This is a genomic window from Lacinutrix chionoecetis, assembly GCF_053604665.1.
In genome coordinates, this window is record NZ_JBSHNQ010000067.1 from 69,076 (window position 1) to 95,570 (window position 26,495).

Annotated in this window: 24 protein-coding genes, 1 tRNA gene and 1 riboswitch; of the genes, 22 read left to right on the forward strand and 3 right to left on the reverse strand. The window is 34.1% G+C overall.

Features of this window, described 5'->3' with window-relative positions:
• Positions 1-45: 45 nt before the first annotated feature.
• Together ACVC43_RS04160 and metK are read right to left on the reverse strand one after the other, a co-directional pair.
• A tRNA-Tyr gene (locus ACVC43_RS04160) sits at positions 46-127 on the reverse strand.
• Positions 128-185: 58 nt separating this feature from the next.
• Entirely contained in the window at positions 186-1,445 is a 1,260-nt protein-coding gene (metK, locus tag ACVC43_RS04165) for a methionine adenosyltransferase (RefSeq protein WP_452223311.1), read from the reverse strand.
• 329 nt (positions 1,446-1,774) lie between these two features.
• Positions 1,775-1,899, forward strand: a riboswitch (SAM riboswitch).
• Between the two features lie 118 nt (positions 1,900-2,017).
• On the opposite strand from metK, the gene ACVC43_RS04170 reads away from it, so the two are divergent.
• The 18 genes from ACVC43_RS04170 to ACVC43_RS04255 all read left to right on the forward strand — a co-directional run bounded on the left by ACVC43_RS04170 (position 2,018) and on the right by ACVC43_RS04255 (position 21,029).
• Positions 2,018-3,310 carry an O-acetylhomoserine aminocarboxypropyltransferase/cysteine synthase family protein gene (locus ACVC43_RS04170; protein ID WP_452223312.1) on the forward strand — a complete coding sequence of 431 codons (1,293 nt, stop codon included), beginning with the start codon at positions 2,018-2,020 and terminating at the stop codon, positions 3,308-3,310.
• Positions 3,311-3,343: 33 nt separating this feature from the next.
• On the forward strand, positions 3,344-4,348 hold the full coding sequence (locus tag ACVC43_RS04175; protein ID WP_452223313.1) for an alpha/beta fold hydrolase: 1,005 nt from the start codon (positions 3,344-3,346) through the stop codon (positions 4,346-4,348).
• Positions 4,349-4,350: 2 nt separating this feature from the next.
• Positions 4,351-5,517 (forward strand): trans-sulfuration enzyme family protein, encoded by a 1,167-nt coding sequence (locus ACVC43_RS04180; RefSeq protein WP_452223314.1) that lies wholly within the window; start codon positions 4,351-4,353, stop codon positions 5,515-5,517.
• 11 nt (positions 5,518-5,528) lie between these two features.
• Complete coding sequence (locus ACVC43_RS04185) at positions 5,529-5,819, forward strand: rhodanese-like domain-containing protein (protein ID WP_452223315.1); 291 nt, start codon at positions 5,529-5,531, stop codon at positions 5,817-5,819.
• Between the two features lie 8 nt (positions 5,820-5,827).
• Positions 5,828-6,829 (forward strand): homocysteine S-methyltransferase family protein, encoded by a 1,002-nt coding sequence (locus tag ACVC43_RS04190; RefSeq protein WP_452223316.1) that lies wholly within the window; start codon positions 5,828-5,830, stop codon positions 6,827-6,829.
• Positions 6,829-9,537, forward strand: a complete 2,709-nt coding sequence (gene metH / locus ACVC43_RS04195; RefSeq protein WP_452223317.1) for a methionine synthase — start codon at positions 6,829-6,831, stop codon at positions 9,535-9,537. Before ACVC43_RS04190 ends, metH begins: the two co-directional genes overlap by 1 nt.
• 210 nt (positions 9,538-9,747) lie before the next feature.
• Complete coding sequence (gene metF / locus ACVC43_RS04200; RefSeq protein WP_452223318.1) at positions 9,748-10,704, forward strand: methylenetetrahydrofolate reductase [NAD(P)H]; 957 nt, start codon at positions 9,748-9,750, stop codon at positions 10,702-10,704.
• Positions 10,705-10,730: 26 nt separating this feature from the next.
• Positions 10,731-11,141: an RrF2 family transcriptional regulator gene (locus ACVC43_RS04205; protein WP_452223319.1), complete on the forward strand. Its 411-nt coding sequence runs from the start codon at positions 10,731-10,733 to the stop codon at positions 11,139-11,141.
• Positions 11,142-11,267: 126 nt separating this feature from the next.
• On the forward strand, positions 11,268-11,519 hold the full coding sequence (locus ACVC43_RS04210) for a DUF2061 domain-containing protein (protein ID WP_452223320.1): 252 nt from the start codon (positions 11,268-11,270) through the stop codon (positions 11,517-11,519).
• Positions 11,519-12,133: a phosphoadenosine phosphosulfate reductase domain-containing protein gene (locus ACVC43_RS04215; RefSeq protein ID WP_452223321.1), complete on the forward strand. Its 615-nt coding sequence runs from the start codon at positions 11,519-11,521 to the stop codon at positions 12,131-12,133. Before ACVC43_RS04210 ends, ACVC43_RS04215 begins: the two co-directional genes overlap by 1 nt.
• Positions 12,134-12,182: 49 nt before the next feature.
• Positions 12,183-13,085, forward strand: coding sequence for a sulfate adenylyltransferase subunit CysD (gene cysD / locus ACVC43_RS04220; protein WP_452223322.1), 903 nt, complete (start codon positions 12,183-12,185; stop codon positions 13,083-13,085).
• Between the two features lie 105 nt (positions 13,086-13,190).
• Positions 13,191-14,438 (forward strand): sulfate adenylyltransferase subunit 1, encoded by a 1,248-nt coding sequence (locus tag ACVC43_RS04225; protein ID WP_452223323.1) that lies wholly within the window; start codon positions 13,191-13,193, stop codon positions 14,436-14,438.
• A gap of 8 nt (positions 14,439-14,446) precedes the next feature.
• Positions 14,447-16,540, forward strand: a complete 2,094-nt coding sequence (locus ACVC43_RS04230; protein ID WP_452223324.1) for a HEPN domain-containing protein — start codon at positions 14,447-14,449, stop codon at positions 16,538-16,540.
• A gap of 4 nt (positions 16,541-16,544) precedes the next feature.
• A complete protein-coding gene (gene cobA / locus ACVC43_RS04235; RefSeq protein WP_452223325.1) occupies positions 16,545-17,324 on the forward strand; it encodes a uroporphyrinogen-III C-methyltransferase in 780 nt (259 codons plus the stop codon).
• A 5-nt stretch (positions 17,325-17,329) separates the two neighbouring features.
• On the forward strand, positions 17,330-17,911 hold the full coding sequence (locus ACVC43_RS04240; RefSeq protein ID WP_452223326.1) for a precorrin-2 dehydrogenase/sirohydrochlorin ferrochelatase family protein: 582 nt from the start codon (positions 17,330-17,332) through the stop codon (positions 17,909-17,911).
• Position 17,912: 1 nt separating this feature from the next.
• Complete coding sequence (locus ACVC43_RS04245; protein WP_452223327.1) at positions 17,913-18,962, forward strand: NAD(P)/FAD-dependent oxidoreductase; 1,050 nt, start codon at positions 17,913-17,915, stop codon at positions 18,960-18,962.
• A gap of 196 nt (positions 18,963-19,158) precedes the next feature.
• Positions 19,159-20,256, forward strand: a complete 1,098-nt coding sequence (locus ACVC43_RS04250) for an acyloxyacyl hydrolase (RefSeq protein ID WP_452223328.1) — start codon at positions 19,159-19,161, stop codon at positions 20,254-20,256.
• Between the two features lie 29 nt (positions 20,257-20,285).
• The gene (locus ACVC43_RS04255; RefSeq protein ID WP_452223329.1) at positions 20,286-21,029 is read left to right on the forward strand and encodes a head GIN domain-containing protein; all 744 of its coding nucleotides are present in this window, start codon (positions 20,286-20,288) and stop codon (positions 21,027-21,029) included.
• A gap of 88 nt (positions 21,030-21,117) precedes the next feature.
• Here the strand turns inward: ACVC43_RS04255 and gldA are convergent, their stop codons facing one another.
• Positions 21,118-22,011: a gliding motility-associated ABC transporter ATP-binding subunit GldA gene (gene gldA / locus ACVC43_RS04260; RefSeq protein ID WP_452223330.1), complete on the reverse strand. Its 894-nt coding sequence runs from the start codon at positions 22,009-22,011 to the stop codon at positions 21,118-21,120.
• A 345-nt stretch (positions 22,012-22,356) separates the two neighbouring features.
• On the opposite strand from gldA, the gene ACVC43_RS04265 reads away from it, so the two are divergent.
• The 4 genes from ACVC43_RS04265 (at position 22,357) to ACVC43_RS04280 (ending at position 26,435) form a co-directional block, all read left to right on the forward strand.
• Complete coding sequence (locus ACVC43_RS04265) at positions 22,357-23,208, forward strand: prephenate dehydratase (RefSeq protein ID WP_452223331.1); 852 nt, start codon at positions 22,357-22,359, stop codon at positions 23,206-23,208.
• Entirely contained in the window at positions 23,205-24,347 is a 1,143-nt protein-coding gene (locus tag ACVC43_RS04270; protein WP_452223342.1) for a pyridoxal phosphate-dependent aminotransferase, read from the forward strand. Before ACVC43_RS04265 ends, ACVC43_RS04270 begins: the two co-directional genes overlap by 4 nt.
• Before the next feature lie 72 nt (positions 24,348-24,419).
• Complete coding sequence (locus tag ACVC43_RS04275; protein ID WP_452223332.1) at positions 24,420-25,292, forward strand: prephenate dehydrogenase; 873 nt, start codon at positions 24,420-24,422, stop codon at positions 25,290-25,292.
• A gap of 57 nt (positions 25,293-25,349) precedes the next feature.
• The gene (locus ACVC43_RS04280) at positions 25,350-26,435 is read left to right on the forward strand and encodes a chorismate mutase (RefSeq protein ID WP_452223333.1); all 1,086 of its coding nucleotides are present in this window, start codon (positions 25,350-25,352) and stop codon (positions 26,433-26,435) included.
• Positions 26,436-26,495: the final 60 nt, after the last annotated feature.

Sequence of the window (26,495 nt, forward strand, 5' to 3'; positions counted from 1 at the left end):
ATCATAAAAAAAAAGCGAGCATTATGCTCGCTTTTTTTATTTATGTGGGGAGAGCAGGATTCGAACCTGCGAAGACGTAGTCAGCAGATTTACAGTCTGCCCTCGTTGGCCGCTTGAGTATCTCCCCAAAAATCGTTTGCAAATATAATATACTTTATAATTTTCGCAAGCAATTTGTATAATTTTTAATTTATTTCGAATGCTTCTTTTACTTGGTCTACATAGTCAAGTTTTTCCCAAGTAAACAACTCGACATCTAAAGTTATGTCATCGCCATTTGGTTGAGAAAATGTTTTAGAAACCGTTTCGTTTTGCCTTCCCATGTGTCCATAGGCAGCAGTTTCGCTGTACATTGGATTACGTAATTTTAAACGAGACTCAATCGCAGCTGGACGCATATCAAAAATTTTAGAAACTTTTTCAGCAATTTCTCCATCTGTTAAATTAAAAGGGCATGTGCCATAAGTATCTACAAAAATACCCATAGGTTCTACTACGCCAATAGCATAAGAAACTTGTACTAAAATTTCTTCGCAAACACCAGCGGCCACTAAGTTTTTTGCAATATGTCTGGTAGCATAAGCAGCACTCCTGTCAACTTTGCTTGGATCTTTTCCAGAAAACGCACCACCACCATGAGCTCCTTTTCCACCATAGGTATCCACAATAATTTTACGTCCTGTTAAACCAGTATCTCCATGTGGTCCACCAATAACAAATTTTCCAGTTGGATTTATATGGTATTTAATATTATCATTAAACAAGTCTTTTACAGCATCTGGTAATTTGCTAACGACGCGAGGTATTAAAATGTCAACAATATCTTTTCTAATTTTTTCTAACATAACAGCATCGTTAGCATCAAAATCATCATGCTGAGTAGAAACTACAATGGCATCAATTCGTTGAGGTATGTTGTCATCGCTGTATTCTATCGTTACCTGGCTTTTAGAATCTGGTCGTAAATAAGTAATGTCTTTACTTTCACGACGCAATGTTGCTAATTCTATTAAAATTTTATGAGATAAATCTAAAGCCAAAGGCATATAGTTTTCGGTTTCGTTTGTAGCATAACCAAACATCATCCCTTGATCACCAGCACCTTGTTCTTCTTTAGTTGCTCGATCTACACCGCGATTAATGTCGTCACTTTGTTCGTGTATCGCGCTAAAAACACCACAGGAATTACCATCGAACATGTACTCGCTTTTTGTGTAACCAATTTTATTTATAGTATCTCTTGCAATTTTTTGTACATCTAAATACGTGTTAGATTTTACTTCGCCAGCCAATACAACTTGTCCTGTAGTAACAAGTGTTTCGCAAGCTACTTTAGATTCGCTGTCGAACGCTAAAAAGTTATCGATTAATGCATCACTAATTTGATCTGCTACTTTATCTGGATGTCCTTCAGAAACACTTTCTGATGTAAATAAATACGCCATAGTTTTAATTTTAAAATATTAGGGATTTGACGAGAGCGTCGAAGGAAGTTTACACTGCCTTTAGCATTTTTTATAGAGGTTGCAATCAGTCAAATCCGTCCTCGAAATAATTTCAGCAAAAGTATAAAAATTATATTGATAGAAAATCATTTTTGATTTTTTTAAGAAAAGATTTTTTCATGCGATGAATTAGTGTTGTTGAGCACTTAGTTTTTTATTCGCTTTTTTACGTGGGTAAAAGAAATTATATGAAATTTTTTCTAAATAATTTGGTTCTGTAAATTATTTTTCACAATATTTGTATTCACAAAGTTCAAAACTTTATTGAAATGTTATCAAGAAAGGTGGAGGGATTAGACCCTTTGAAACCTTAGCAACCCTTAGATTTACTAAGAAGGTGCTAAATTCTACTTGAAAGCGCGAGTCATTTTTCGCAAATTCGGATAGATAACTAACACGTAATTACTCATCTGTAATTATGTATTTTTCTTATAACATTTTTCTATTAGGTATGCTTCTAACCAAGCTTATTTGGCTTTTGGTTTAATTTATTAACTCAAAAAATTAGAAAAATGAGTACACAAAAATTTGCAACCCAAGCGTTGCACGCAGGACATGACACGGCTAAAACAGGAGGAACCAGAGCAGTGCCAATTTATCAATCTACAGCTTATGTCTTTGATGATTCAGACGATGCAGCCGGACGATTTAACTTATCTGTTCCAGGATTTATTTACACTAGATTAAACAATCCTACTAACGACATTTTAGAGCAGCGTATTGCTGCTTTAGAGGGAGGTATTGCAGCGGTAGCAACTGCGTCTGGAACAGCAGCCATAAGCACCACGCTGTTAACGTTGTTAAAGGCTGGCGATCACATTGTAGCGTCCAGCAGTTTGTATGGTGGAACGTACAATTTATTAAGCGTAACCTTACCAAGACACGGTATTACAACAACGTTTGTTGATCCTTCAAATGCAGAAAATTTTAGTAAAGCAGCACAGGAAAATACGCGTGCTATTTTTGTAGAATCTTTAGGTAATCCAAAATTGGATGTGTTGGATATTGAGGCTATTGCAAAAGAAGCAAAAGCACATAAAGTACCATTAATTGTGGATAATACAGTGGCAACACCATACTTATTAAATCCTATAGAATATGGAGCAAACATCGTTATTCATTCACTCACAAAATATATTAATGGTAACGGAACATCGCTTGGCGGTATCATAGTTGATGCAGGAACCTTTGATTGGACCAATGGTAAATTCCCCGAATTTACAGAGCCATCAGCAGGTTATCATGGTTTAGTTTATAGCGAAGCTATTGGACCAGCAGCTTTTATTGCAAAGATAAGAATTGAAGGATTACGCGATTATGGAGGCGCTTTAAGTCCGTTTAACGCATTTCAAATTATTCAAGGTTTAGAAACTTTAGAATTACGAATTTTAAAACACTCTCAAAATGCTTTAGAATTGGCTAAATGGTTACAACAACAACCTGAAGTTACTTGGGTTAATTACCCTGGTTTAGAATCTAGTAAATATAATGTGTTAGCTAAAAAATATTTACCACAAGGGCAAAGTGGTATTGTAACTTTTGGTGTAGAAGGTGGTTACGAATCTGCTAAAACGATAGCAGATACCACTAAACTATTTTCATTATTAGCTAATATTGGCGATACAAAATCCTTAATCATTCATCCGGCAAGCACAACACATCAACAATTAAGTGATGAAGCACAAGAAACAACAGGTGTGACAAAAGACTTGATTAGACTGTCTGTTGGAATAGAAAATATAGAAGATTTAAAAGCCGATTTAAAGGAAGCCTTTGCAGTTGTTAAACAAACAATAAACGCCTAAACCTTTTGTAGAAAAGAACATAATCTTAAATAAATGAGTGGTTTACAATATATAAGCATTTCTAATTATAATCTCAAAAACGGTAAGACAGTTAATATCAAACTGTCTTACCAGGTTTTTGGGAAACCGCTGCATACAGCTCCAATTGTGCTGGTAAATCACGCATTAACAGGTAATTCTAATGTAGTTGGTGCAGAGGGTTGGTGGTCCGATTTAATTGGAGATAGTAAGTGTATCGATACGCTCCAGTATACCATTTTAGCATTCAATATCCCAGGGAATGGCTATGACAATAAAAAAGAACACCTTATTGAGGACTATAAAAATTACACCACTAAGGATGTTGCTAAATTATTTGCTTTAGGATTAGAGGATTTAAAAATTGAAGTGCTTTTCGCTATTATTGGAGGCTCGGTTGGAGGAGGAATTGCTTGGGAAATGGCAGCCTTAAAACCAAAATTGGCTCAACATATTATTCCTATTGCAACCGATTGGAAAGCTACAGATTGGTTAATAGCTAATTGCCATATTCAAGAAGCTATTTTAAATAATTCAAGCAAACCATTAGAGGATGCCAGAATGCATGCCATGACATTATACCGTACTCCAGAATCGTTGGCTCATAAATTTAAAAGAACTAAAAAAGAAGAGAATTTATATAATGTAGAAAGTTGGTTGAATTATCATGGAAAAGTATTGAATAAACGCTTCCAGCTTTCAGCCTATAAAATGATGAATCAAGTGCTTAAAACAATAGATATCACTGGCAATCAAGACGATTTCGACCAAATTGCTACTAATATTAAATCTAATATTCATATCATAACAATAAATTCAGATTTGTTTTTCAAAGCAGAAGAAAACTGGAACACCTACATAAGGTTAAAACAGAATAAAGAAAACGTAACCATTGGCGAAATAAAATCTATTCATGGTCATGATGCTTTTTTAATAGAATTCGAGCAATTATCAAGATTATTAGCACCTGTTTTTAAAATAGATAATGCCAACAATGATGTCCTAAAAAAAGCGATTTAAACATGAAGAACCATTTTGAAACCGAAGCCATAAGAACCCAAACAGAGCGTTCTCAATTTTTAGAACATTCTACACCATTATACTTAACTTCAAGTTATATTTTTGAGGATGCTGAAGACATGCGTGCTTCTTTTGCAGATGAGAAAGATCGTAATATTTACAGTCGCTATTCTAACCCAAATACCACAGAGTTTATAGATAAAATCTGTAAAATGGAAGGTGCAGCAAGTGGTTATGCTTTTGCATCAGGAATGTCTGCTGTGTTTTCAACATTTGCTGCATTGCTAAAAGCTGGAGATCATATAATATCGTCTAAAAGCATCTTTGGTTCCACACAAACCATGTTCAATAATATTTTTCCAAAATGGAACATAACCACAAGTTTTTTCAATTTTAATGAGATTGAAACCATAGAAAGCCTTATAAAACCTAATACAAAGGTAATATATGCTGAAAGCCCAACAAATCCTGCAGTAGATATTTTAGATTTAGAGTTATTAGGAAAAATAGCAAAAAAACACAATCTGCTTTTAATTATTGATAATTGTTTTGCAACTCCTTATTTACAGCAACCTATTAAATTTGGGGCGCATTTAGTAATTCATTCAGCCACAAAATTAATAGATGGTCAGGGCCGCGTACTTGGCGGTGTAACTGTTGGACAAGCAGATTTATTATACAAAATTTATCTATTCTCACGAAACACAGGTCCCGCCTTATCGCCATTTAATGCTTGGGTACTGTCTAAAAGCTTAGAAACATTGCCAGTACGTGTAGACAGGCATTGCGAAAATGCTTTAAAAATAGCCGAATTTTTAGAAAGTCACGATAAAATAAATGTGGTAAAATATCCCTTTTTAAAATCGCATCCTCAACACGAATTAGCCAAAAAACAAATGAAAGCCGGCGGAAACGTTGTTGCCTTCGAAATTAAAGGTGGCATAAATGCAGGACGCCATTTTTTAAACCATATAAAATTGCTTTCCCTTTCTGCAAATCTGGGAGACACCAGAAGTATTGTAACCCATCCAGCATCGACTACACATGCCAAATTAACCGAAGAAGATAGATTGCAAGCAGGAATAACAGGTGGTTTGGTACGTATTTCGGTTGGTTTAGAACATGAACAAGATATTATAAAGGATTTAAATCAAGCTTTAAACGCTTAAAAATATTGAATATGAGTAACATAGTAGAATTTAAAGACGTACAAAAATATATAGATAAAGGTGCTGTTATTTTAGATGTTAGAACAGAAGCTGAATATTTAGAAGGCCATGTAAAGGATGCTTTGCATATTGTTTTAGATGATTTAGAAGAAGAAATAGAACAAATAAAAACGCTACAAAAACCAATAATAACATGTTGTAGAAGTGGAGCCAGAAGCGAAAAAGCTAAAGATATATTACAAGAAAATGGGATTGATGTTATTAATGGTGGTCCTTGGCAAAACGTAGCATCTTATCTTTAATAATGAAAATGAATACTATTTATCAAGCAATACAACAGCGAATTTTAGTGCTCGATGGTGCCATGGGAACCATGTTGCAACGCTATAAATTTACGGAAGCTGATTACAGAGGCGAACGTTTTAAAGACTATCCATCGCCATTGCAAGGCAATAACGATTTGTTGTCTTTAACACAACCAGAAGCCATTGCCGAAATCCATAGAAAATATTTTGAAGCTGGCGCAGACATTGTAGAAACTAATACATTCTCTGGTACTACCATTGCAATGGCAGATTACAATATGGAGGATTTAGTTTATGAATTAAATTATGAGTCTGCTAAAATAGCAAAGCAAGTGGCTGATACCTTTACTAAAGAAAATCCAGATAAACCACGTTTTGTAGCAGGAAGTATTGGTCCCACAAACAGAACAGCAAGTTTAAGTCCAGATGTTAACAAGCCAGAATACAGAGCAGTTACATTCGACGAATTACGTATTGCATATAAACAACAAACTGAAGCTTTAATCGATGGAGGAGTAGATGTACTTTTAGTAGAAACTATTTTCGACACTCTAAATGCAAAAGCTGCACTTTTCGCTATTGAAGAAGTAAAAGAAGAACGCCAAATCAATATTCCAATTATGGTATCTGGCACTATCACCGATGCTTCAGGCAGAACATTGTCTGGGCAAACGGTAGAAGCTTTTTTAACCTCAGTATCTCACATTCCGTTATTAAGTGTCGGGTTTAATTGTGCACTTGGTGCCAAACAATTGCAACCCTATTTAAAACGCTTGTCAAACCAAACACAGTTTTACACATCAGCACATCCAAATGCTGGACTACCAAATGCTTTTGGAGAGTATGATGAGACACCACAACAAATGCAAAGTTATATCGAGTCGTATTTAAAAGACGACTTAATTAATATCATTGGAGGTTGTTGCGGTACAAATCCTGAGCATATTAAAGCCATTGCAGATGTCGCTCAGAAATACAAACCAAGATTAATTCAAGAATTCGTATAATGGCAGAATCTGACTGTAAGAAATATTTAACGCTTTCGGGATTAGAACCACTCGTTGTAACGCCAGAAAGTAATTTTATAAATGTAGGAGAACGTACCAATGTAACTGGGTCAAGAAAATTTCTTCGCCTAATAAAAGAAGAAAAATACAACGAAGCTCTGGAAGTTGCCAGAGATCAGGTCGATGGTGGTGCGCAAATTTTAGACGTTAATATGGACGAAGGCATGCTTGATGGTGTTTATGCCATGACAACTTTCCTAAACCTTATTGCATCAGAGCCAGATATTTCCCGAATTCCAATAATGATTGACAGCTCTAAATGGGAAATTATAGAAGCCGGATTAAAGGTTGTACAAGGCAAATCGGTTGTAAACTCTATAAGTTTAAAGGAAGGTGAGGCGACTTTTAAGCATCAGGCAAAATTAGTAAAACGTTATGGCGCTGCAGTAATTGTAATGGCTTTTGATGAAGACGGACAAGCTGATACCTACACAAGACGTATTGAAATTTGCAAACGATCCTACGATATTTTAGTTAATGAGGTAGGTTTTCCAGCACAAGACATCATCTTCGATCCTAATATTTTTCCTGTGGCAACAGGCATGGAAGAACACAGAAAAAACGCATTAGATTTCTTTAATGCCACAAAATGGATTCGTGAAAACTTGCCGCACGCAAACGTTTCTGGTGGTGTGAGCAATGTTTCTTTTAGCTTTCGTGGAAATAATACGGTTCGCGAAGCCATGCATTCTTCATTTTTATATCATGCCATTAAAAACGGAATGAATTTAGGAATTGTTAATCCAACAATGCTGGAAGTTTACGATGAAATTAATCCCGATTTACTGGAACGTGTGGAAGACGTTTTATTCGACAGGCGAGATGATGCTACAGAGCGTTTATTAGACTATGCTGAAACCGTAAAAGACCAATATAAAACAGCAGATGTTGCAATTCAAGAATGGCGAAACGAACCACTTCAAAACCGAATCACGCATGCTTTAGTAAAAGGAATTGATGCTTTTATTATTGAAGATGTTGAGGAAGCAAGACAAATTACCACAAGACCAATTGAGGTTATAGAAGGCCATTTAATGATTGGAATGAGCGTGGTTGGTGATTTGTTTGGCAGCGGGAAAATGTTTCTGCCACAAGTGGTTAAATCGGCACGAGTAATGAAAAAAGCGGTTGCCTATTTACAACCTTTTATTGAAGCCGAAAAAGACGGAAAACAAGAATTTGCAGGAAAAATATTAATGGCAACCGTAAAAGGCGATGTGCACGATATTGGTAAAAATATTGTTAGCGTTGTTTTGGGTTGTAATAATTATGAAATTATAGATTTAGGAGTCATGGTGCCACCAGAAAAAATAATTGAAACCGCTATAAAAGAGCAGGTAGATATTATTGGTTTAAGCGGGTTGATAACACCTTCGTTAGACGAAATGGTGTATGTTTCTAAAGAAATGGAAAAACAAAATGTAACTATCCCATTAATTATTGGAGGTGCAACTACATCTAAAGCACATACAGCAGTTAAAATTGCACCACACAACCAAAACACTGTAGTGCACATAAACGATGCTTCGAGAGCAGTAACCGTTGTTGGCGATTTATTACATGAAAATAGTCAGGTTTATAAAGAACAAATTCGTGCCGAATACAATAAGTTTCGTGAACAGTTTTTAAGCCGAACACGACAAAAAGAATACATTTCTATTGAAGAAGCCCGTAATAAAAAATATAAAATAGATTGGGAAGCAGCCGAAATTGTAAAGCCAAAAACTTTAGGAGTCCAAACCATTCAGGAGTTTGATATCACTAAATTAGAAGATTTTATAGACTGGTCTCCTTTTTTTAGAAGTTGGGATTTGCATGGTAAATATCCAGATATTTTAAAAGATGATATTGTTGGTAAACAAGCCACTGAATTATTTGCAGATGCTCAGGAATTATTACAAAGCATTTTTAATGAAAAACTTTTAAAAGCGAAAGCTGTTTTTGGATTGTTTCCTGCAAACACGATTAATGATGACGATATAGAAGTGACTGCCATAGATTGCCATGCTGAGCCTGTAGAGGCATCAAAAAATAAAACTTACAAATTCCTAACACTTCGCCAGCAACTAAAAAAACGAGAAAGTGTACCAAACCATGCTTTAGCAGATTTTATAGCGCCAAAAGAAACTGGCATTCAAGATTACATAGGTGCTTTTTGCGTATCTACTGGTTTTGGAACAGCGGAATTAGCCAAGCAATTTGAAGCAGAAAACGATGATTACAATTCAATAATGATTAAAGCATTAGCAGATAGGTTAGCAGAAGCCTTTGCAGAATATTTACATAAAGAAGTAAGAACAAAACATTGGGCGTACGCATCAAATGAAAATTTAAATTATCAAGATTTAATAAAAGAAAATTATAAGGGAATTCGTCCAGCACCAGGCTATCCTGCGTGTCCAGATCATTTGGAAAAGCAAACCATTTGGAAACTTCTAAACGTTGAAGAAGAAATAGGAGTTGAGTTAACCGAAAGTTTAGCCATGTGGCCAGCAGCAAGTGTAAGTGGTTATTATTTTGGTAATAAAGAAGCCAAGTATTTTGGACTTGGTAAAATTACAGAAGACCAGTTAAAAGATTATGCGAAGCGCAGAAACATTAGTTTTGATGAAGCCTCAAAATGGTTGAGTCCTAATTTGGTTGATTAGTACGTTAGGGATAAAAGCGGCATCCTTTTTATGTCAGTTCGAGTGATGCGACCGCAGGAAGCATTGTATCGAGAACCAATAAAAAGATATAGCAGATAGCCCGACTTTTTGCGATCCTGCGAGGTTTTAAAAACCTTGTAGGATCGCAAAAAGTAACGCCCAAAAAAATGAATATAAATTAATGAGATTCCCACTTTCGTGGGAAATACTATGAAAGTAACAGAACACATAAATAACGCTAACGGAAAAACGCAATTTTCGTTCGAAATTTTACCACCTTTAAAAGGGCAACATATTCAATCTATTTTCGATAATATCGATCCGTTAATGGCATTTAATCCACCATTTATAGATGTCACGTATCATCGTGAAGAATACACTTATAAAGAGGTTGGCAATGGTTTGCTAAAAAAACAAGTGGTAAAAAAACGGCCTGGAACGGTTGGTATTTGTGCAGCCATACAGAACAGGTACAATGTGGATGCGATACCACATATTTTATGTGGCGGTTTTACCAAAGAGGATACCGAGAATTTTTTAATTGATTTAGATTTTTTGGGTATCGAAAATGTAATGGCTTTGCGAGGAGATGCTGTAAAAACAGAAACCTATTTTACGCCAGAAAAGGAAGGGCATCACTACGCAAGTGAGTTGGTGTCTCAAATTTCAGATTTAAATAACGGATTGTATTTGGATGAGGAATTGCAAAATTGCTCAGAAACTAATTTTTGTATTGGTGTTGCTGCATATCCTGAAAAGCATATGGAAGCACCAAGTTTGGACAGCGATATTCATTTTTTGAAAAAGAAAATTAAAAATGGCGCAGAGTATATTGTAACGCAGATGTTTTTTGATAATCAAAAATATTTCGATTTTGTAGCAAAATGCAGAGCAGAAGGCATAACAGTACCTATTATTCCTGGATTAAAGCCAATTGCGACGAAGAAACAACTTAATATCATTCCGCATCGTTTTCATGTAGATTTACCAGAAGCACTAATTATGGATATTATTAAATGCAAAGACAATAAGCAGGTGCGACAAGTTGGAATAGAGTGGTGTATTGAACAGTCTAAAGCGTTACAAAAAGCTGGAATTCCAGTATTACATTATTATTCTATGGGAAAAAGCGATAATATTAAGGCGATAGCAGAAGCTGTTTTTTAGTTAAAGAAAACATCTATATTTGTTAGATGCTATCAAAGAAAACAAAATACGGAATTAAAGCGCTTACTTATTTGGCTAAACAGGATAGAAAAGTACCTGTACAAATAGCGACTATTTCAGAAAGCGAAAATATTTCACTTAAATTCTTAGAAAGTATTTTACTAACCTTACGTAAAAATGGTTTTTTAGGATCTAAAAAAGGAAAAGGTGGTGGTTATTATTTATTAAAAGATCCAAAAGACATCCCGATGACCACCGTAATGCGTGTCCTTGAAGGACCAATTGCCATGGTACCTTGTGTGAGTTTAAACTTTTATGAAAAGTGTGACGATTGTCCCGATGAGGATGCTTGCTCAGTACATAAACTTATGCTAAAAGTAAGAGATAATACGCTCGAAATTTTTAGAAATACATCCTTAGCGGATTTATCTAATTAACAGATTCACAATTTTTACGTCTAATTTTTCAATTATTATTAGTGTTTTATTCTCTATAAATTTATAGGTTTGCACTATTACCCTACTAAATCTATAGGGTAATTAGAGATAATGTAAAATGATCACATGGAAAAGATATTTAGCTTAAACCTTAGAGAAGAAAAAGAAGAGCGTTCTTCCGAAGAAAAAATTAAAAGAAGTCTCCTAAAAACAATTAGTTGGAGAGTAATAGGGACATTAGATACGGTTTTAATTTCTTACCTAATTACTGGAATGGTCGCTATGGCTATATCTATTGGTGGAATAGAATTAGTATCTAAAATGGGACTTTACTTTTTTCATGAACGTGCTTGGAATAAAATAAAATGGGGAAAATAATGGCTTTAGATTTAGATACAATAAACACTAAATTAAGTAACAAGACACCTAAACAAATTGTAGAATGGGCCATTAGTTTTGCAAAATCTGCAGTAGTTACAACCAATTTTAGACCATACGAAGCTGCAATTTTAAAAGTAACAAGTGATGTTAAAAAAGACATTAAAGTGGTATGGTGCGATACAGGTTATAATACTCCAAATACTTATAAACATGCAGAGGAAGTAATAAATACACTTAATCTTAACGTAAAATTATATGTGCCAAAACAAACAGCAGCACATCGCGATGTGGTTTTAGGTATTCCGCAATTAGACGATCCTAAACATGCAATATTTACAGAGCAAGTAAAGCTTGAGCCTTTTAAACGTGCTATGTCTGAGCATAAGCCAGACTTATGGTTTACTAATTTACGCAAAGGTCAAACCGCTTTTAGAGATAGTATAAATATTGTGTCTAAAGATAAAAATGGAGTGGTAAAAGTGAGTCCGTTTTACAATTGGACAGACAAAGAATTAGATGTTTATCTCCAAGAAAATAATTTACCAAACGAGTTTAATTATTTCGACCCAACCAAACAATTAGCCAATAGAGAATGCGGTTTGCACGCCTAATTTTAGTGTGAGTTCACTAAGATTTAAACTCTAAAAAAATAAAATACAGATGAAAGATACATCAAAAGTAAATCCGTTAGAAAACGAAGCCATATATATTTTCCGAGAAGTTGCAGCACAATTTGAAAAACCTGTGTTGTTATTTTCAGGCGGAAAAGATTCGATTACACTGGTACGCTTAGCACAAAAAGCGTTTTATCCTGCTAAAATTCCGTTTCCGTTAATGCATATAGACACAGGTCATAATTTTCCTGAAACCATAGAATTTAGAGACCGTTTAGTAAAAGAATTAGGCTTAGAATTAATTGTAAGACATGTACAAGATTCTATAGATGAAGGTAAAGTAAAAGAAGAATCTGGAAGATATGCCAGTAGAAATGTCTTGCAAACCACAACACTTTTAGATGCTATTGAAGAATTTAAATTCGATGCATGTATTGGAGGCGCAAGACGTGACGAAGAAAAAGCAAGAGCTAAAGAACGTATTTTTTCTGTGCGTGATGATTTTGGTCAGTGGGACGAAAAAAACCAACGTCCAGAATTATTTGATATGCTTAACGGACAAATAGAATTAGGACAAAACGTGCGTGTGTTTCCAATTTCTAACTGGACAGAATTAGACGTTTGGTCATACATACAAAACGAACAAATAGAAATTCCATCCATCTATTTTGCGCATACCAGAGCAACTTTTTTAAGAGATGGTTTAATCTGGTCTGCAGATGATGAGGTGGTTTATAGAGATGAAAACGAAGAAATTGTAGAGCGAACTGTACGTTTTAGAACCGTTGGCGATATGAGTTGTACAGCAGCAGTACTATCAAATGCATCAGATATTTTAAGTGTTGTACAAGAAATTAGAGAGTCTTCAATTTCTGAAAGAGGTGCAAGAATAGACGATAAACGCTCTGAAGCAGCAATGGAAAAACGTAAGCAACAAGGGTATTTTTAGAAATTTGCCTTGCAAATTTTACTCATAGCTTTTGGCTTTTAGCCTTTAGCGAATTATCAACAAAAAGCTTGTAGCCAAAGGCTAAAAGCTAAAAGCCAATAAAAAATGGAAGTTTTAAAAATAGCAACAGCAGGAAGTGTAGACGACGGAAAAAGTACATTAATAGGACGTTTACTTTACGATACAAAATCACTGACATCAGATAAGTTAGAGGCAATAGAAAAAAAGAGTAAACAATTAGGTTACGATTATTTAGATTTTTCTTTGGCAACAGATGGTTTGGTAGCAGAAAGAGAGCAAGGTATTACTATAGATGTCGCTCATATTTATTTTTCTACAGCCAATAAAAGCTACATTATTGCAGATACACCAGGTCATATAGAATATACCAGAAATATGGTTACTGGAGCTTCAACATCTCAAGTGGCTATTGTTTTAATAGATGCCAGAAAAGGTGTGATTGAGCAAACTAACCGACACTTTTTCATCAATAATTTATTGCGAATTAAAACAGTAATAGTAGCCATTAACAAAATGGATTTGGTAGATTTTTCCGAAGAAAAATACAACGCCATAAAATCTGATTTTGAAGCGTTAATGCGCAAAAGAGATTACCAAGATCAAAAAATAAGTTTTATTCCAGTAAGTGCTTTAAAAGGTGATAATGTGGTTAATGCTTCTAAAAATACACCTTGGTACAAAGGACAAACCTTATTAGAGCAATTAGAAACTATCGACAATCAAGATATTTATAACGTGGGTACTCCAAGGTTTCCTGTGCAGTATGTAATTCGTCCAAAAACAGAAGCGTTTCACGATTTTAGAGGATATGCAGGAAAAGTGTATGGTGGCGAGTTAAATGTTGGCGATGAGGTTGTGGTATTACCATCTCAAACCAAATCTAAAATAAAAGATATTCATTTTTATACTCAAAAAGTACAAACAGCTTCAAGACGGTCTTCTGTAGTTATTACATTAGAAAACGATGTTAACATTAGTCGTGGCGATATGATTGTTAAGGCTAACGATTTACCAACCATAGACAAGCAATTTACTGCAACAATTTCTTGGATGGATGCGAAGCAATTAACTGCTGGAAGCAAATATGTTATTCAACATGGTGTAAATAAAGTATTGGCTAAAGTCAATGCCATTCATCATAAAATAAATCCAGATTATTCAGGAATAGACGAAACCACAACAACCTTGAATATGAATGATATAGCAACGGTTTCTTTTAAATTAAACAAACCTGTTTTTTACGATGCGTTTAAAAATCATCGTACCAATGGGTCGTTTATTATCATCGATTCTCAATCTAATAATACTGTGGGAGCAGGATTTATTCAATAATTATAGCGATGCAAAGTTTTAGAACCGAAATAGAAAATCCTGTAGTAGAAAAGGATATTATTGAATTAGCTAATAAGATTGAGCTGTTTCAAAACGGAAAGTTAGACGAAGAAAAATTTAGAAGCCTTCGTTTGGCCAGAGGTGTGTATGGTCAGCGTCAAGAAGGCGTGCAAATGATTCGTATAAAACTGCCTTACGGAAAAGTGTTAAGCAATCAATTACGAAGAATTAGTGAGGTGTCTGATGAGTATTCCAGAAGTAGATTGCACATTACCACACGACAAGATATTCAAATTCATTATGTGGATTTAAATCGTACTCCAGAGCTTTGGGCAGAGTTAGAAAAAGACAATGTTACTATTAGAGAAGCCTGCGGAAATGCGGTTAGAAACGTTACTGCAAGCGAAACTGCAGGTATCGATATTAACGAGCCTTTTGATGTGTCTCCCTATGCAGATGCTGTTTTTCGTTTCTTTTTAAGAAACGCTATTTGCCAAGAAATGGGTAGAAAATTTAAAGTGTCTTTTTCTGCTACAGATGAAGATACAGGTTTATCATACATGCACGATTTAGGTTTTATTGCCAAAATTAAAGATGGTGTAAAAGGTTTTAAAGTGATGATTGGTGGTGGATTAGGTTCGCAACCAAGACATGCAGATGAGTTTTACAGTTTTTTGCCTTCAGATAAAATTATTCCTTTAATGGAAGGCGTTTTAAGAGTGTTTGATCGTTATGGAGAACGTAAAAGTCGTGCTAAAGCCAGATTAAAATTTTTAATAAAAGATATAGGTTTAGAGGCTTTTAGAGCATTAATTGAAGAAGAACAAAATGCAATAGAATTTAAGTCGGTAGCTATAAATGAGGCAGATTATAACACTTCAACTCCAGTGGATATTAAAGCTCCAAAAGTTTTAATTGAAGATCAAAAGGCTTTCAATTTATGGAAATCTACTAACCTTATTCCTCAAAAACAAGACGGTTATGTCGCGATTGGAATTAAAGTACTATTAGGCGATTTTTATACAGACAAAGCCAGATTGTTAGCAAATTTAGTTGAGCAATATGCAGCTGGAGAAATAAGATTAACACTAAGGCAAAACATATTAATTCCGTTTGTAAAAACAGATTTAATTCCGTTTTTCTATCAAGAATTACAAAAGCTTGGTTTCACTGAAGCAGGATATAATAAGGCAGTAGATATTACTGCTTGTCCAGGAACAGACACCTGTAATTTAGGTATTGCAAGCAGTACAGGAATTGCTGAAGAATTAGAACGCGTTATTAAAACCGAATACCCTCAATATTTATCCAACCAAGATTTAGTCATAAAAATTAGTGGTTGTATGAATGCTTGCGGACAACATAATATGGCGAATATAGGGTTTCAAGGCATGTCCATTAGAACAAAAGACAAATTAGTCATACCTGCATTGCAGGTACTTTTGGGCGGAGGAAATAAGGGAAATGGACATGCCACTTTCGCCGATAAAGTGGTTAAAATTCCAAGCAAACGAGGACCAGAAGCCTTGAGACGTATTCTTAATGATTACGAAGCCCATGCATCAGGACAATTATTTGCAGAATATTATAATGAAAAAGGTGAAAAGTACTTTTATAATTTACTTACAGATTTGTCTAATACAGACAACCTAACACAAGATTATTTTATTGATTGGGGAACCAATGAAACTTACGTTAAAGCTATTGGTATTGGCGAATGTGCTGGTGTTATTATCGATTTAATTGCAACATTATTTTTAGAATGTGAAGAAAAAATTGAAGAAGCAAAACAGCACTACAGCAACAAAGTATATTCAAGTGCTATCTATGAAGCGTATCGTTCTATGATAAATGCTGCTAAAGCCATATTGCTTTCAGAAGATATTAAAACAAATACGCAAGCCAGTATTATTCGTCAGTTTGATGAGTTGTATGTAGATACTAATAACATTCAATTAGGAACATCTTTTTCAGAGTTAATCTATCAAATAAAAGTATGTCCACCAACTAAAGACTTTGCAAGTAATTATATAAAAACAGCTCATCAGTTTTTAGATACCGTAAAAGCGTTTCGCGAAAAACAATTAGCTATTAAAATTTAAACCTATGACACCAAAATTAACAGTGGTTGGCGCTGGACCAGGTGATCCAGAACTAATAACATTAAAAGCAATTAAAGCCATTGCATCTGCAGATATTATTCTATACGATGCACTTGTAAACCAAGAATTATTGGACTATGCCTCAAAAAAAGCAGAGTTTATTTTTGTAGGCAAACGTAAAGGCTGTTACGCGTATCAACAAGAGCAAATTAATGAACTAATTGTTATTAGTGCCTTAAGAGGTAATCATGTGGTGCGTTTAAAAGGAGGTGATCCTTTTATATTTGGTCGAGGCTCTGAAGAGTTAGAGTATGCTAAAGAATATGCTATTGAAGTTGCTGTTGTGCCTGGTATTTCATCCTCTGCAGCAGTCCCAGCATGCCAAGGTATTGCATTAACCAAGCGTCATGTTTCAGAAAGTTTTTGGGTAATTACTGGCACAACTAAATCGCATGATATTTCAAAAGACATTGCTATTGCTGCAAAATCTACAGCAACACTTGTAATACTTATGGGAATGGGAAAACTATCAGAAATTGTAAAGGTTTTTTCTTCAGAAGGCAAACAAAATACACCAGTTGCTATTATTCAAAACGGAACCACACCACAAGAAAAAGTAGGTATTGGAACTATTAATACTATTGAAGCTATTGTCGCAGAAAAACAATTGTCTTCGCCAGCAATAATCGTAATTGGAGAAGTGGTTAGCAAGCGTGTAGATTTATCTAATATGTACGAAAAAGCAAACAAGGCTAAATATTTTTCAAAACCTGTTTTTGCTTAATTGTTATGGAAAGAAATAATCTATATCCAATTTTTTTAAAAGCCGAACAGCTAAACATCCTCATTGTTGGAGGTGGATTTGTTGCAGAAGAAAAACTAACGTTTCTTTTAAAATCAAGTCCAGATGCAAAGGTCACTATGGTTGCGCCAATGTTTAGAGATGGTACAAAAAAAATAGCAAGTACAGGTCGCGTAAAAATGATAAAAGACGTCTATAACATTGGCTATTTATACCAAAAGCATATTGTAATTGCTGCAACCGATAATCCAGAAGTTAATATACAAGTTTACAACAATTGTAGATCGCAAAGTAAACTGGTTAATGTAGCAGATAATCCACCATACTGCGATTTTTATATGGGAGGCATTGTCACTAAAGGACATGTAAAAGTAGCTATTTCTACAAACGGAAAATCACCAACAACCGCTAAAAGATTGCGTCAGTTTTTTGAAGACGTTATACCAGAAAATATTGACGAATTAGTAAAAAACCTCAATACATACAGAAAAACCATAAAAGGAGACTTTGAACAAAAAGTTGAAACATTAAACGAATTTACTAAAGGCTTAGTAGAAAAAATTAAGTAAGATGATTAAAACAGATATATTAATAATAGGAGCAGGACCAACAGGTTTATTTACAGTTTTTGAAGCTGGATTGTTAAAATTAAAGTGCCATTTAATTGACGCATTGCCACAACCTGGTGGTCAATGTTCCGAGTTGTATCCTAAAAAACCTATTTATGATATTCCTGGATTTCCAGAAATTTTAGCGGGAGATTTAACAAGTAATTTATTAGAACAAGGGAAGCAGTTTCAACCTGGTTTTACATTAGGAGAACGTGCCGAAACTATAGAAAAACAAAACGACGGAAGCTTTATAGTAACAACAAATAAAGGCACGCAGCATCAAGCGTCAATAGTTGCTATTGCTGGTGGTTTGGGTAGTTTTGAACCTCGTAAACCAAAGCTGGAAAACATAGAGCAATACGAAGATAAAGGCGTTAATTATTTTATTAAAGATCCAGAAATGTACAGAGACAAAAAAGTTGTTATCGCTGGTGGTGGAGATTCTGCTTTAGATTGGAGTATCTTCTTGTCAGACATAGCTTCGGAAGTCACATTGGTACACAGACGTAACGAGTTTAGAGGTGCATTAGATTCTGTAGAAAAAGTGCAGGAATTAAAATTATTAAATAAAATAAATTTAATAACTCCAGCAGAAGTCACCGCTTTACATGGCGACCATCATATTGAAGCCATTACAATAACCAAGGATGAAGAAAGTATGCGATTAGAAGCAGATTATTTTATTCCACTTTTTGGATTATCACCAAAATTAGGACCTATTGGAGATTGGGGATTAGACATAGAAAAAAACGCCATTAAGGTAAATACAGTAGATTACCAAACCAATATTCCTGGCATCTTTGCTATTGGAGATGTTAATACATACGAAGGAAAACTAAAGCTTATTCTTTGTGGTTTTCATGAAGCTACCTTAATGTGTCAATCGGCTTACAGAATATTAAATCCAGGAAAAAAGTTTGTTTTAAAATATACTACAGTTAGCGGTATTAACGGTTTCGACGGAACCCGAAAAGAATCGCCAAAAGCAGTGGTAAAAGCATTTGTGTAAAGCAAAATGTTACTATTAATAGGACGAAAGCTTTTGATATTAAAGGTAATAGTAGATTAAGTTGTTAAATACCCATAACAACTCAGCTTAATTTGCTTGAAGTTGAATGAGCGCCAGAAACTTAAAGCCAATTTATAAATAGCGTTAGAGTCTATTTAATTTATTTTACATTTGCGGTCTTAACTAAATAAATTAAATGAAATACTTTTTTACCAGTATATTCTTTCTATGTATCTTATTTTCTGATGCCCAAGAAAAAGAAGGTAATCCTTTTACTGTGGACGCCAGTTATTTTTATGGTACCATTTTAGAACACAATCCAGACATAGCGCATTTAATAACAGACCATCAAACAGGTGTCATTTTAAGTTTTAATCAAAAAACTTTTGGTAAAAAAGCATGGGAAAGCCGTTATAACTATCCAGATTATGGTGCGTCTTTTATATATCAGGATATGAAAAATGAATTTCTTGGTGAAAACTATGGGTTGTATGCGCATTTCAATTTTTACTTTTTAAATAGAAATTTAAAATTCAGGATAGCGCAAGGGATTGCTTACACAACAAATCCTTACGATAAAGTTACTAACTTTAGAAACAATGCCTATGGTTCAGATTTGTTGAGTTCTACCTACATTCAGTTAAATTACGATAAACAAAATATTTATAAAGGTCTGGGAGTTCAGGCTGGTGTGTCTATAATACATTATAGCAACGCTAATTTTCGTGCGCCAAATAATTCAACCAACACTTTTACATTTAATATTGGCGCAAACTATATGTTTGGTTATAATGAGCAACCAGAATATACAGCATCAACCGAAGAGAAATATTTCAAAGAAAAAATAAAATATAATTTCGCTTTTAGAAGTGGTATTAACGAAAGTGATGTTAATAATTCTGGGCAATTTCCGTTTTATATTCTTTCGGCTTATGCCGATAAACGTATTAATAGAAAAAGTGCGTTGCATGTAGGAACCGATGTTTTCTTTTCTACTTTTTTAAAAGAATTAATAAAATATTATGCTGTGGCATTTCCTTTAGATAATGTAACTGGCGACGAAGATTACAAACGCGTTGGTGTTTTTGTTGGTCATGAATTATTTATTAATAAATTATCGTTTATCACGCAATTAGGCTATTATGTCTATTATCCTTACGATTTTGAAGGCAGAATTTATAATAGAATAGGATTAAAACGTTATTTTGGAGATAAGTTTTATGGAGCCATTACACTAAAATCTCATGGTGCTAAAGCCGAAGGCGTAGAATTTGGAATAGGAATAAGACTTTAAGAATTAACGCTTTCGCGGAAGAAACAAATATGAAAAACATAATATACATACTTACATTTATACTTTTGGTTTCTTGCAATAGCGAGAATGCACCAGATTGTTTTCAAAATTCTGGAGATATTATTTTAAAGGAATTTATAGTAGAAGATTTTACTAAAGTTACCGTTTTCGAGCGTATTGAACTTATTGTAAAAGAAGGTCCAGAATACAAAGTTTTAGTAGAAACTGGCGAATATTTAATGGACGAGATAGAGGTAAAGGTAGAAAACGGAAGACTACTTTTGAACAATAATAACGGCTGTAATTTAACGCGTGATTTTGGCATTACTAAAATTTATGTAACAGCACCAAATTTAACCGAAATTAGAAGTAGCACAGGTTTACCTACAAGAAGCGATGGTGTGTTAACCTACCCAAATCTTACTTTACTCTCTGAAGACGACTCTGGAGAATTCCATACCGATGGTTTATTTATTATTCAGGTTAATAATAACATATTAACAGTAGTAGTAAATAATTTATCTACTTGTTATATAGATGGTACTGTAAATGATTTAACGGTTAGTTTTGCTTCTGGCGATGCCAGATTTGAAGGTAGAAACCTTATTGCTCAAAACGTAATAGTTGGACATAGAGGTTCTAATGATATTACTGTAAATCCGCAAGTATCGCTAACAGCAAATTTAGTGAGTACAGGAGATGTTATAGTGGTAAATACACCGCCAACTGTAAACATTCAAGAGCTCTATACAGGTCGCGTTATTTTTGAGTAATATACAGTGACGAAGAACTTTCTTTAACAAACTGTCATTAGACGAATAATATTTTCCTTATAAACATAAAATAATAGATGGAAGAAGTTTAGGCAGTCAACTCCCTAAACATACTCTCCAAACTCGCATTCTTCTGGTTAAGCTGAAGAATCTTCAACTCATTATCATGTGCAAAATCAAACACATGAGAACGCATATCTTCTTTGGTAGAAAAAGTGATTTCATAAATAAAATCGTGGGTGTTTTTTACACTTTTTACGTTGGGTAATCGCATTAAAAAAGGTTCTTCTACTCTGTAATCGAATTCAACAATAACTATTTGTTCCTGCCCTTCGCGAAATTCCTTTAGTCTTTTATTCGCTACAATTTCACCTTTATTAATAACTATAACACGATCGCACATGGCTTCTACTTCCTGCATTACATGAGTGGAAAGGAAAACGGTTTTTTCTTTACCAATGTTTTTAATAAGTTTTCTAATGTCCACTAATTGGTTTGGGTCTAAACCTGTAGTAGGTTCGTCTAAAATTAAAACATCTGGATTGTGCAGTAACGCATTAGCTAACCCAACACGTTGTCTAAATCCTTTAGATAATTGGCTTATTTTTTTATGGGCTTCTGGTGTTAAACCAGTAAGGGTAATGACCTCTTCAATTCTCGATTTGCTTACTTTATAAACCTGCGCATTAAAAGCTAAATACTCGCGTACGTATTGATCTAAGTATAACGGGTTATGTTCTGGTAGATACCCAACGCTTTGTTGCACTTGCTCCACATTAGACGCTACAGAATGTCCATTAACTTCGGCCTCTCCTTCGGTAGGATTTATAAAGGTGGTTAGTATTTTCATCATGGTAGACTTTCCAGCACCATTTGGACCAAGAAACCCAACAATCTCTGGCTTTTCTATTTCAAAAGACACATTATTTAAGGCTTTTTGTTCACCGTAAACCTTAGTTATATTTTTAACTCTTATAGACATCTTAGTTTCTTTATTCAAAAATAAACATTCTGTAATTTAAACAATGATTTCTTTTTAAATCTTTAATTCTTCTGCTAAAACATTAAAATACATGCTTTAGTATTTTGATTTGTAAATTAATTATTTACTTTAGCAATATAATTTAGTTAATTGCATTTGCAGAAATAAAATGAAAAAAACGTATAACACATATTTTAGCTGGTTCTATTTCTTTTTTAACGGAAAGAACGAGACTGCTTATGTGTAATATAGATAACATATATTTAAAACTGAGTCTCGATTTTTAATCGGGACTTTTTTTTTAACTATTTCTAATGCAAAAAAAGGGTAAATAAAATTTTAGAGATGTCGTTAATAATGAAAGAAGTTTCAATAAAAACAGTAGCCATACAAGGTATTAAAGGCTCATTTCACCATGTGGTTTCACAAGACTATTTTGGAGAAACCATAGCTATTAATGAGTGTTTATCTTTCGATGATACTGTTGAAGCCTTAATCTCTGGAAAAACTGAAGCTGCAATTATGGCCTTAGAAAACTCAATTGCTGGCTCAATAATTCCTAATTATGCGTTGATTGATAATAATAACCTCCATATCATTGGAGAGTATTATTTAGATATTCAGCATCATTTAATGGCATTGCCAAATCAAAATATTGAGGATATAAAAGAGGTACACTCACACCCAATGGCGCTTTTACAATGCAAAGCTTATTTTAAAAATTATCCACACATTAAATTGGTTGAGGATAAAGACACTGCACTCGTGGCCAAACATATTAAAGAAAAGCAATTAATAGGTGTTGCGGCTATAGCAAGCCAATTAGCAGCATCAATTTTCGAACTTGATATTTTAGCATCAAGCATACAAACCATTAAACACAACGAAACGCGTTTTGCCATTGTAAAAAGGGAAAATGCTGTATTACCTAAAAATGAAATTAATAAGGCATCAATAAAATTTGAGCTTGACCATAAACGTGGAAGTTTAGCAACTATCCTAAATGTAATGAGTGATTGCAAATTAAATTTAACCAAAATACAATCTCTACCTAAAATAGAAACTCCGTGGCTGTATTCCTTTTTTGTAGATGTTACTTTTGAAGGTTATGAGGATTTTAAAAAAGCAAAATCTATAATGGAAATTATGGCAACACATTTTAAAGTTTTAGGGGAATACAAAAACGCAAAAAAATAATGGAAGTCGCAAATAGATTACATAGCGTTGAAGAATACTACTTTTCTAAAAAATTAAAAGAGGTTAATTTTTTAAAGTCTCAAGGCAAACCCATTATTAATTTAGGTATTGGCAGTCCAGATTTACAACCACCCGAAAAGGTGATTACGGCAATAACAGAAAGTTTAAATGCTACGAATGCTCACAAATACCAAAGTTACCAAGGGTTACCAGAGTTACGTACAGCAATAGCTAATTTTTACAAAACACATTTTCTGGTTAATATAAGTGCAGCCACAGAGATTTTACCACTTATGGGAAGTAAAGAGGGTATTATGCATATTTCAATGGCTTTTTTGAATGAAGGTGACCATGTGCTAATACCAAATCCAGGATATCCAACATATACGTCTGTAACAAAGTTGCTAAATGCAAAACCTATATTCTACAATTTAGAAGAACATAATAATTGGTGTCCAGATATTGCGGCTCTTGAAAAGCAAGACTTAAGTAAAGTAAAAATTATGTGGCTTAATTATCCCCATATGCCTACAGGAGCTAAGGCAACAAGAGCGGTGTTTAAAGAGTTAATAGCCTTCGCAAAAAAGCATGATATTTTGCTAGTGAATGATAACCCTTATAGTTTTATTTTAAATGAGGAACCAATCAGTATTTTAAGTATTGCAGGCTCTAAAGCAGTATGTTTAGAACTCAATTCGTTAAGTAAAACCTTTAATATGGCTGGTTGGAGAGTAGGTATGTTATTGGGAAATCATGAGTTACTCAACGCTGTTTTAAAGGTGAAAAGTAATATGGATTCCGGTATGTTTTATGGCATACAAAAGGGAGCGATTGAAGCATTAAATTGTTCAAAATTATGGTTTATGAGTTTAAACAATGTCTATCAACAACGACGTAAACTTGTATGGGAACTGGCAACAAAATTAAATTGTAGCTACGATGAAAATGCAAGCGGATTGTTTGTTTGGGCAAAGTTACCTCCATTTTTTACTTCGGAAGAATTTATAGAAAAGCTATTAAAAGAAAACAACATTTTTATTGCTCCAGGAACTATTTTTGGTAGTCAAGGCGAAGGTTATGTGCGTTTTTCGTTATGCGCATCGACCGAAGAAATTGAAGAAGCAATCGCAAGAGTTTAGCGCTTTTAATGGTTTTTATTAGCCTAATAAGTATGAAAGAAAAAAAACAAATATATTCTTCCCTTTGGGAAGATGTCTAAAAGACAGATGGGAATAAACAATATTTACATAATTGGAGTCGGGTTAATAGGTGGTAGTCTGGCAATTGATATTAAACAAAAACGACCAGAAACTACTATTTATGGTATAGATAATAGTGCACAACATTTAGTTGAAGCATTAGAGTTAAATATAATTGACGAAAAAGCTACAATTGATGATATTAGTAAAGCCGATTTAGTAATACTTTCAATTCCTGTTGATGCTGCTGTTCAATTACTACCAAAAATATTAGATAAAATATCAGACTTTGGTCTGGTAGTAGATGTAGGATCTACAAAATTAGATATATGTAAGATTGTTGAAAACCACACAAAACGTAGAAATTTTTTAGCCATGCATCCTATTGCCGGAACCGAATTTTCAGGACCTAAAGCGGCTACCCAGAATTTATTTCAGCATAAAACAAATATTATCTGCGAAGTTGAAAAAACAGCATTTAAATTACAGGAAAAAGCCCTTGGTTTATTTGCAGAAATAGGTATGCGTATGCGTTACATGAATCCAGAATCGCACGATAAACACATCGCATACATGTCGCATTTATCTCATATTAGCGCTTTTATGTTAGGGAAAACAGTAATTGAAAAAGAAAAGAACGAGCGCGATATTTTTGATATGGCAGGCTCTGGTTTTGAAAGCACTGTGCGTTTGGCAAAAAGTTCACCTGCTATGTGGACACCTATTTTTAAACAAAACAAAGCCAATGTAGTTGAAACATTAGCAGATTACATCGCCAATTTGTCGCAGTTTAAAAAAATGATGGAAGACGATGATTTTGAAGGCGTTTTTAACGAAATGAAAGATACCAATTACATTAAACAGATATTAAACGGAATACAATAATAAAATGCTGTCTGGTCGAGCAATGTCGAGACCTAATCAGAGTAAATAATAACAATTATGGAGAACAAAAAAGAAATGAGAAACTGGTTGGACGCGATGAATTTAGATCATCCACTGGTAATTGCTGGACCATGCAGTGCAGAGACAGAAGAGCAAGTTTTAAAAATCGCTCACGAGCTTAAAGATACCGATGTTAGCTACTACAGAGCTGGAATTTGGAAGCCAAGAACAAGACCAGGTAATTTTGAAGGTGTTGGCGCATTAGGTTTAAATTGGCTTAAAAAAGTTAAAGAACAAACAGGAATGAAAACCTGTACAGAAGTAGCCAATGCAAATCATGTAAAGTTAGCCATAGAAAATGATGTGGATTTACTTTGGATAGGTGCACGTTCTACCGTAAGTCCGTTTATTATGCAAGAATTAGCAGATGCTTTAGCAGGGACAGATAAAATAGTTTTGGTTAAAAACCCGGTAAATCCAGATTTAGCATTATGGTTAGGTGGTATAGAAAGATTATATACGGCTGGAATCAAGAATTTAGGAGCAATTCACAGAGGGTTTTCAACTTACGAGAAAACAAAATATAGAAATATCCCAGAATGGCAAATCGCTATCGAGTTTCAAAACAAATTTCCAGATTTACCTTTAATAAACGATCCATCGCATATTACAGGTAAGCGCGACATGGTTTTTGATGTATCGCAAACAGCCTTAGATTTAAATTTCGATGGATTAATGATTGAAACACACACAGATCCAGATAATGCCTGGAGTGATGCAGCACAACAAGTAACGCCGAAAACATTGATTAAAATGATGGAGGATTTAAAAATTAGAAAAGAGAGCGATCCAGAAGCAGAATACAATAACGAATTAACAAATTTGAGAGCTCAAATAGATGTAGTCGATAATCAATTAATTGATTTATTAGGAAAGCGTATGCAAGTAGCAGATAGCATTGGAAGGCTTAAAAAGAAAAAAAATGTTGCTGTTTTACAAAGTAAACGATGGAATGAGATTTTAGGAAAAATGGTGCTTCAAGGCGATGAAAAAGGCCTAAGCGAAGAATTTATTTTAAAACTATTTAAAGCAGTTCATCAGGAATCAATTAATCATCAAGAGAAGGTGATAAAAAGTAAATAAGTATATATTATTTAAAGTCTCGTTATTGCGAGACTTTTTTTATTGTATAACAAGCTAATA

Coding starts and splice junctions, on each gene's coding strand:
- ACVC43_RS04245 (WP_452223327.1), top strand. CDS start 17,913: ATGATTAAAACAGATATATTAATAATAGGAGCAGGACCAACAGGTTTA.
- cobA (WP_452223325.1), top strand. CDS start 16,545: ATGACACCAAAATTAACAGTGGTTGGCGCTGGACCAGGTGATCCAGAA.
- ACVC43_RS04215 (WP_452223321.1), top strand. CDS start 11,519: ATGGCTTTAGATTTAGATACAATAAACACTAAATTAAGTAACAAGACA.
- ACVC43_RS04205 (WP_452223319.1), top strand. CDS start 10,731: ATGCTATCAAAGAAAACAAAATACGGAATTAAAGCGCTTACTTATTTG.
- ACVC43_RS04250 (WP_452223328.1), top strand. CDS start 19,159: ATGAAATACTTTTTTACCAGTATATTCTTTCTATGTATCTTATTTTCT.
- ACVC43_RS04225 (WP_452223323.1), top strand. CDS start 13,191: ATGGAAGTTTTAAAAATAGCAACAGCAGGAAGTGTAGACGACGGAAAA.
- ACVC43_RS04275 (WP_452223332.1), top strand. CDS start 24,420: ATGTCTAAAAGACAGATGGGAATAAACAATATTTACATAATTGGAGTC.
- gldA (WP_452223330.1), bottom strand. CDS start 22,011: ATGTCTATAAGAGTTAAAAATATAACTAAGGTTTACGGTGAACAAAAA.
- ACVC43_RS04180 (WP_452223314.1), top strand. CDS start 4,351: ATGAAGAACCATTTTGAAACCGAAGCCATAAGAACCCAAACAGAGCGT.
- ACVC43_RS04170 (WP_452223312.1), top strand. CDS start 2,018: ATGAGTACACAAAAATTTGCAACCCAAGCGTTGCACGCAGGACATGAC.
- ACVC43_RS04190 (WP_452223316.1), top strand. CDS start 5,828: ATGAATACTATTTATCAAGCAATACAACAGCGAATTTTAGTGCTCGAT.
- ACVC43_RS04230 (WP_452223324.1), top strand. CDS start 14,447: ATGCAAAGTTTTAGAACCGAAATAGAAAATCCTGTAGTAGAAAAGGAT.
- metF (WP_452223318.1), top strand. CDS start 9,748: ATGAAAGTAACAGAACACATAAATAACGCTAACGGAAAAACGCAATTT.
- cysD (WP_452223322.1), top strand. CDS start 12,183: ATGAAAGATACATCAAAAGTAAATCCGTTAGAAAACGAAGCCATATAT.
- ACVC43_RS04265 (WP_452223331.1), top strand. CDS start 22,357: ATGTCGTTAATAATGAAAGAAGTTTCAATAAAAACAGTAGCCATACAA.
- ACVC43_RS04210 (WP_452223320.1), top strand. CDS start 11,268: ATGGAAAAGATATTTAGCTTAAACCTTAGAGAAGAAAAAGAAGAGCGT.
- ACVC43_RS04240 (WP_452223326.1), top strand. CDS start 17,330: ATGGAAAGAAATAATCTATATCCAATTTTTTTAAAAGCCGAACAGCTA.
- ACVC43_RS04280 (WP_452223333.1), top strand. CDS start 25,350: ATGGAGAACAAAAAAGAAATGAGAAACTGGTTGGACGCGATGAATTTA.
- ACVC43_RS04185 (WP_452223315.1), top strand. CDS start 5,529: ATGAGTAACATAGTAGAATTTAAAGACGTACAAAAATATATAGATAAA.
- ACVC43_RS04255 (WP_452223329.1), top strand. CDS start 20,286: ATGAAAAACATAATATACATACTTACATTTATACTTTTGGTTTCTTGC.
- metK (WP_452223311.1), bottom strand. CDS start 1,445: ATGGCGTATTTATTTACATCAGAAAGTGTTTCTGAAGGACATCCAGAT.
- ACVC43_RS04175 (WP_452223313.1), top strand. CDS start 3,344: ATGAGTGGTTTACAATATATAAGCATTTCTAATTATAATCTCAAAAAC.
- metH (WP_452223317.1), top strand. CDS start 6,829: ATGGCAGAATCTGACTGTAAGAAATATTTAACGCTTTCGGGATTAGAA.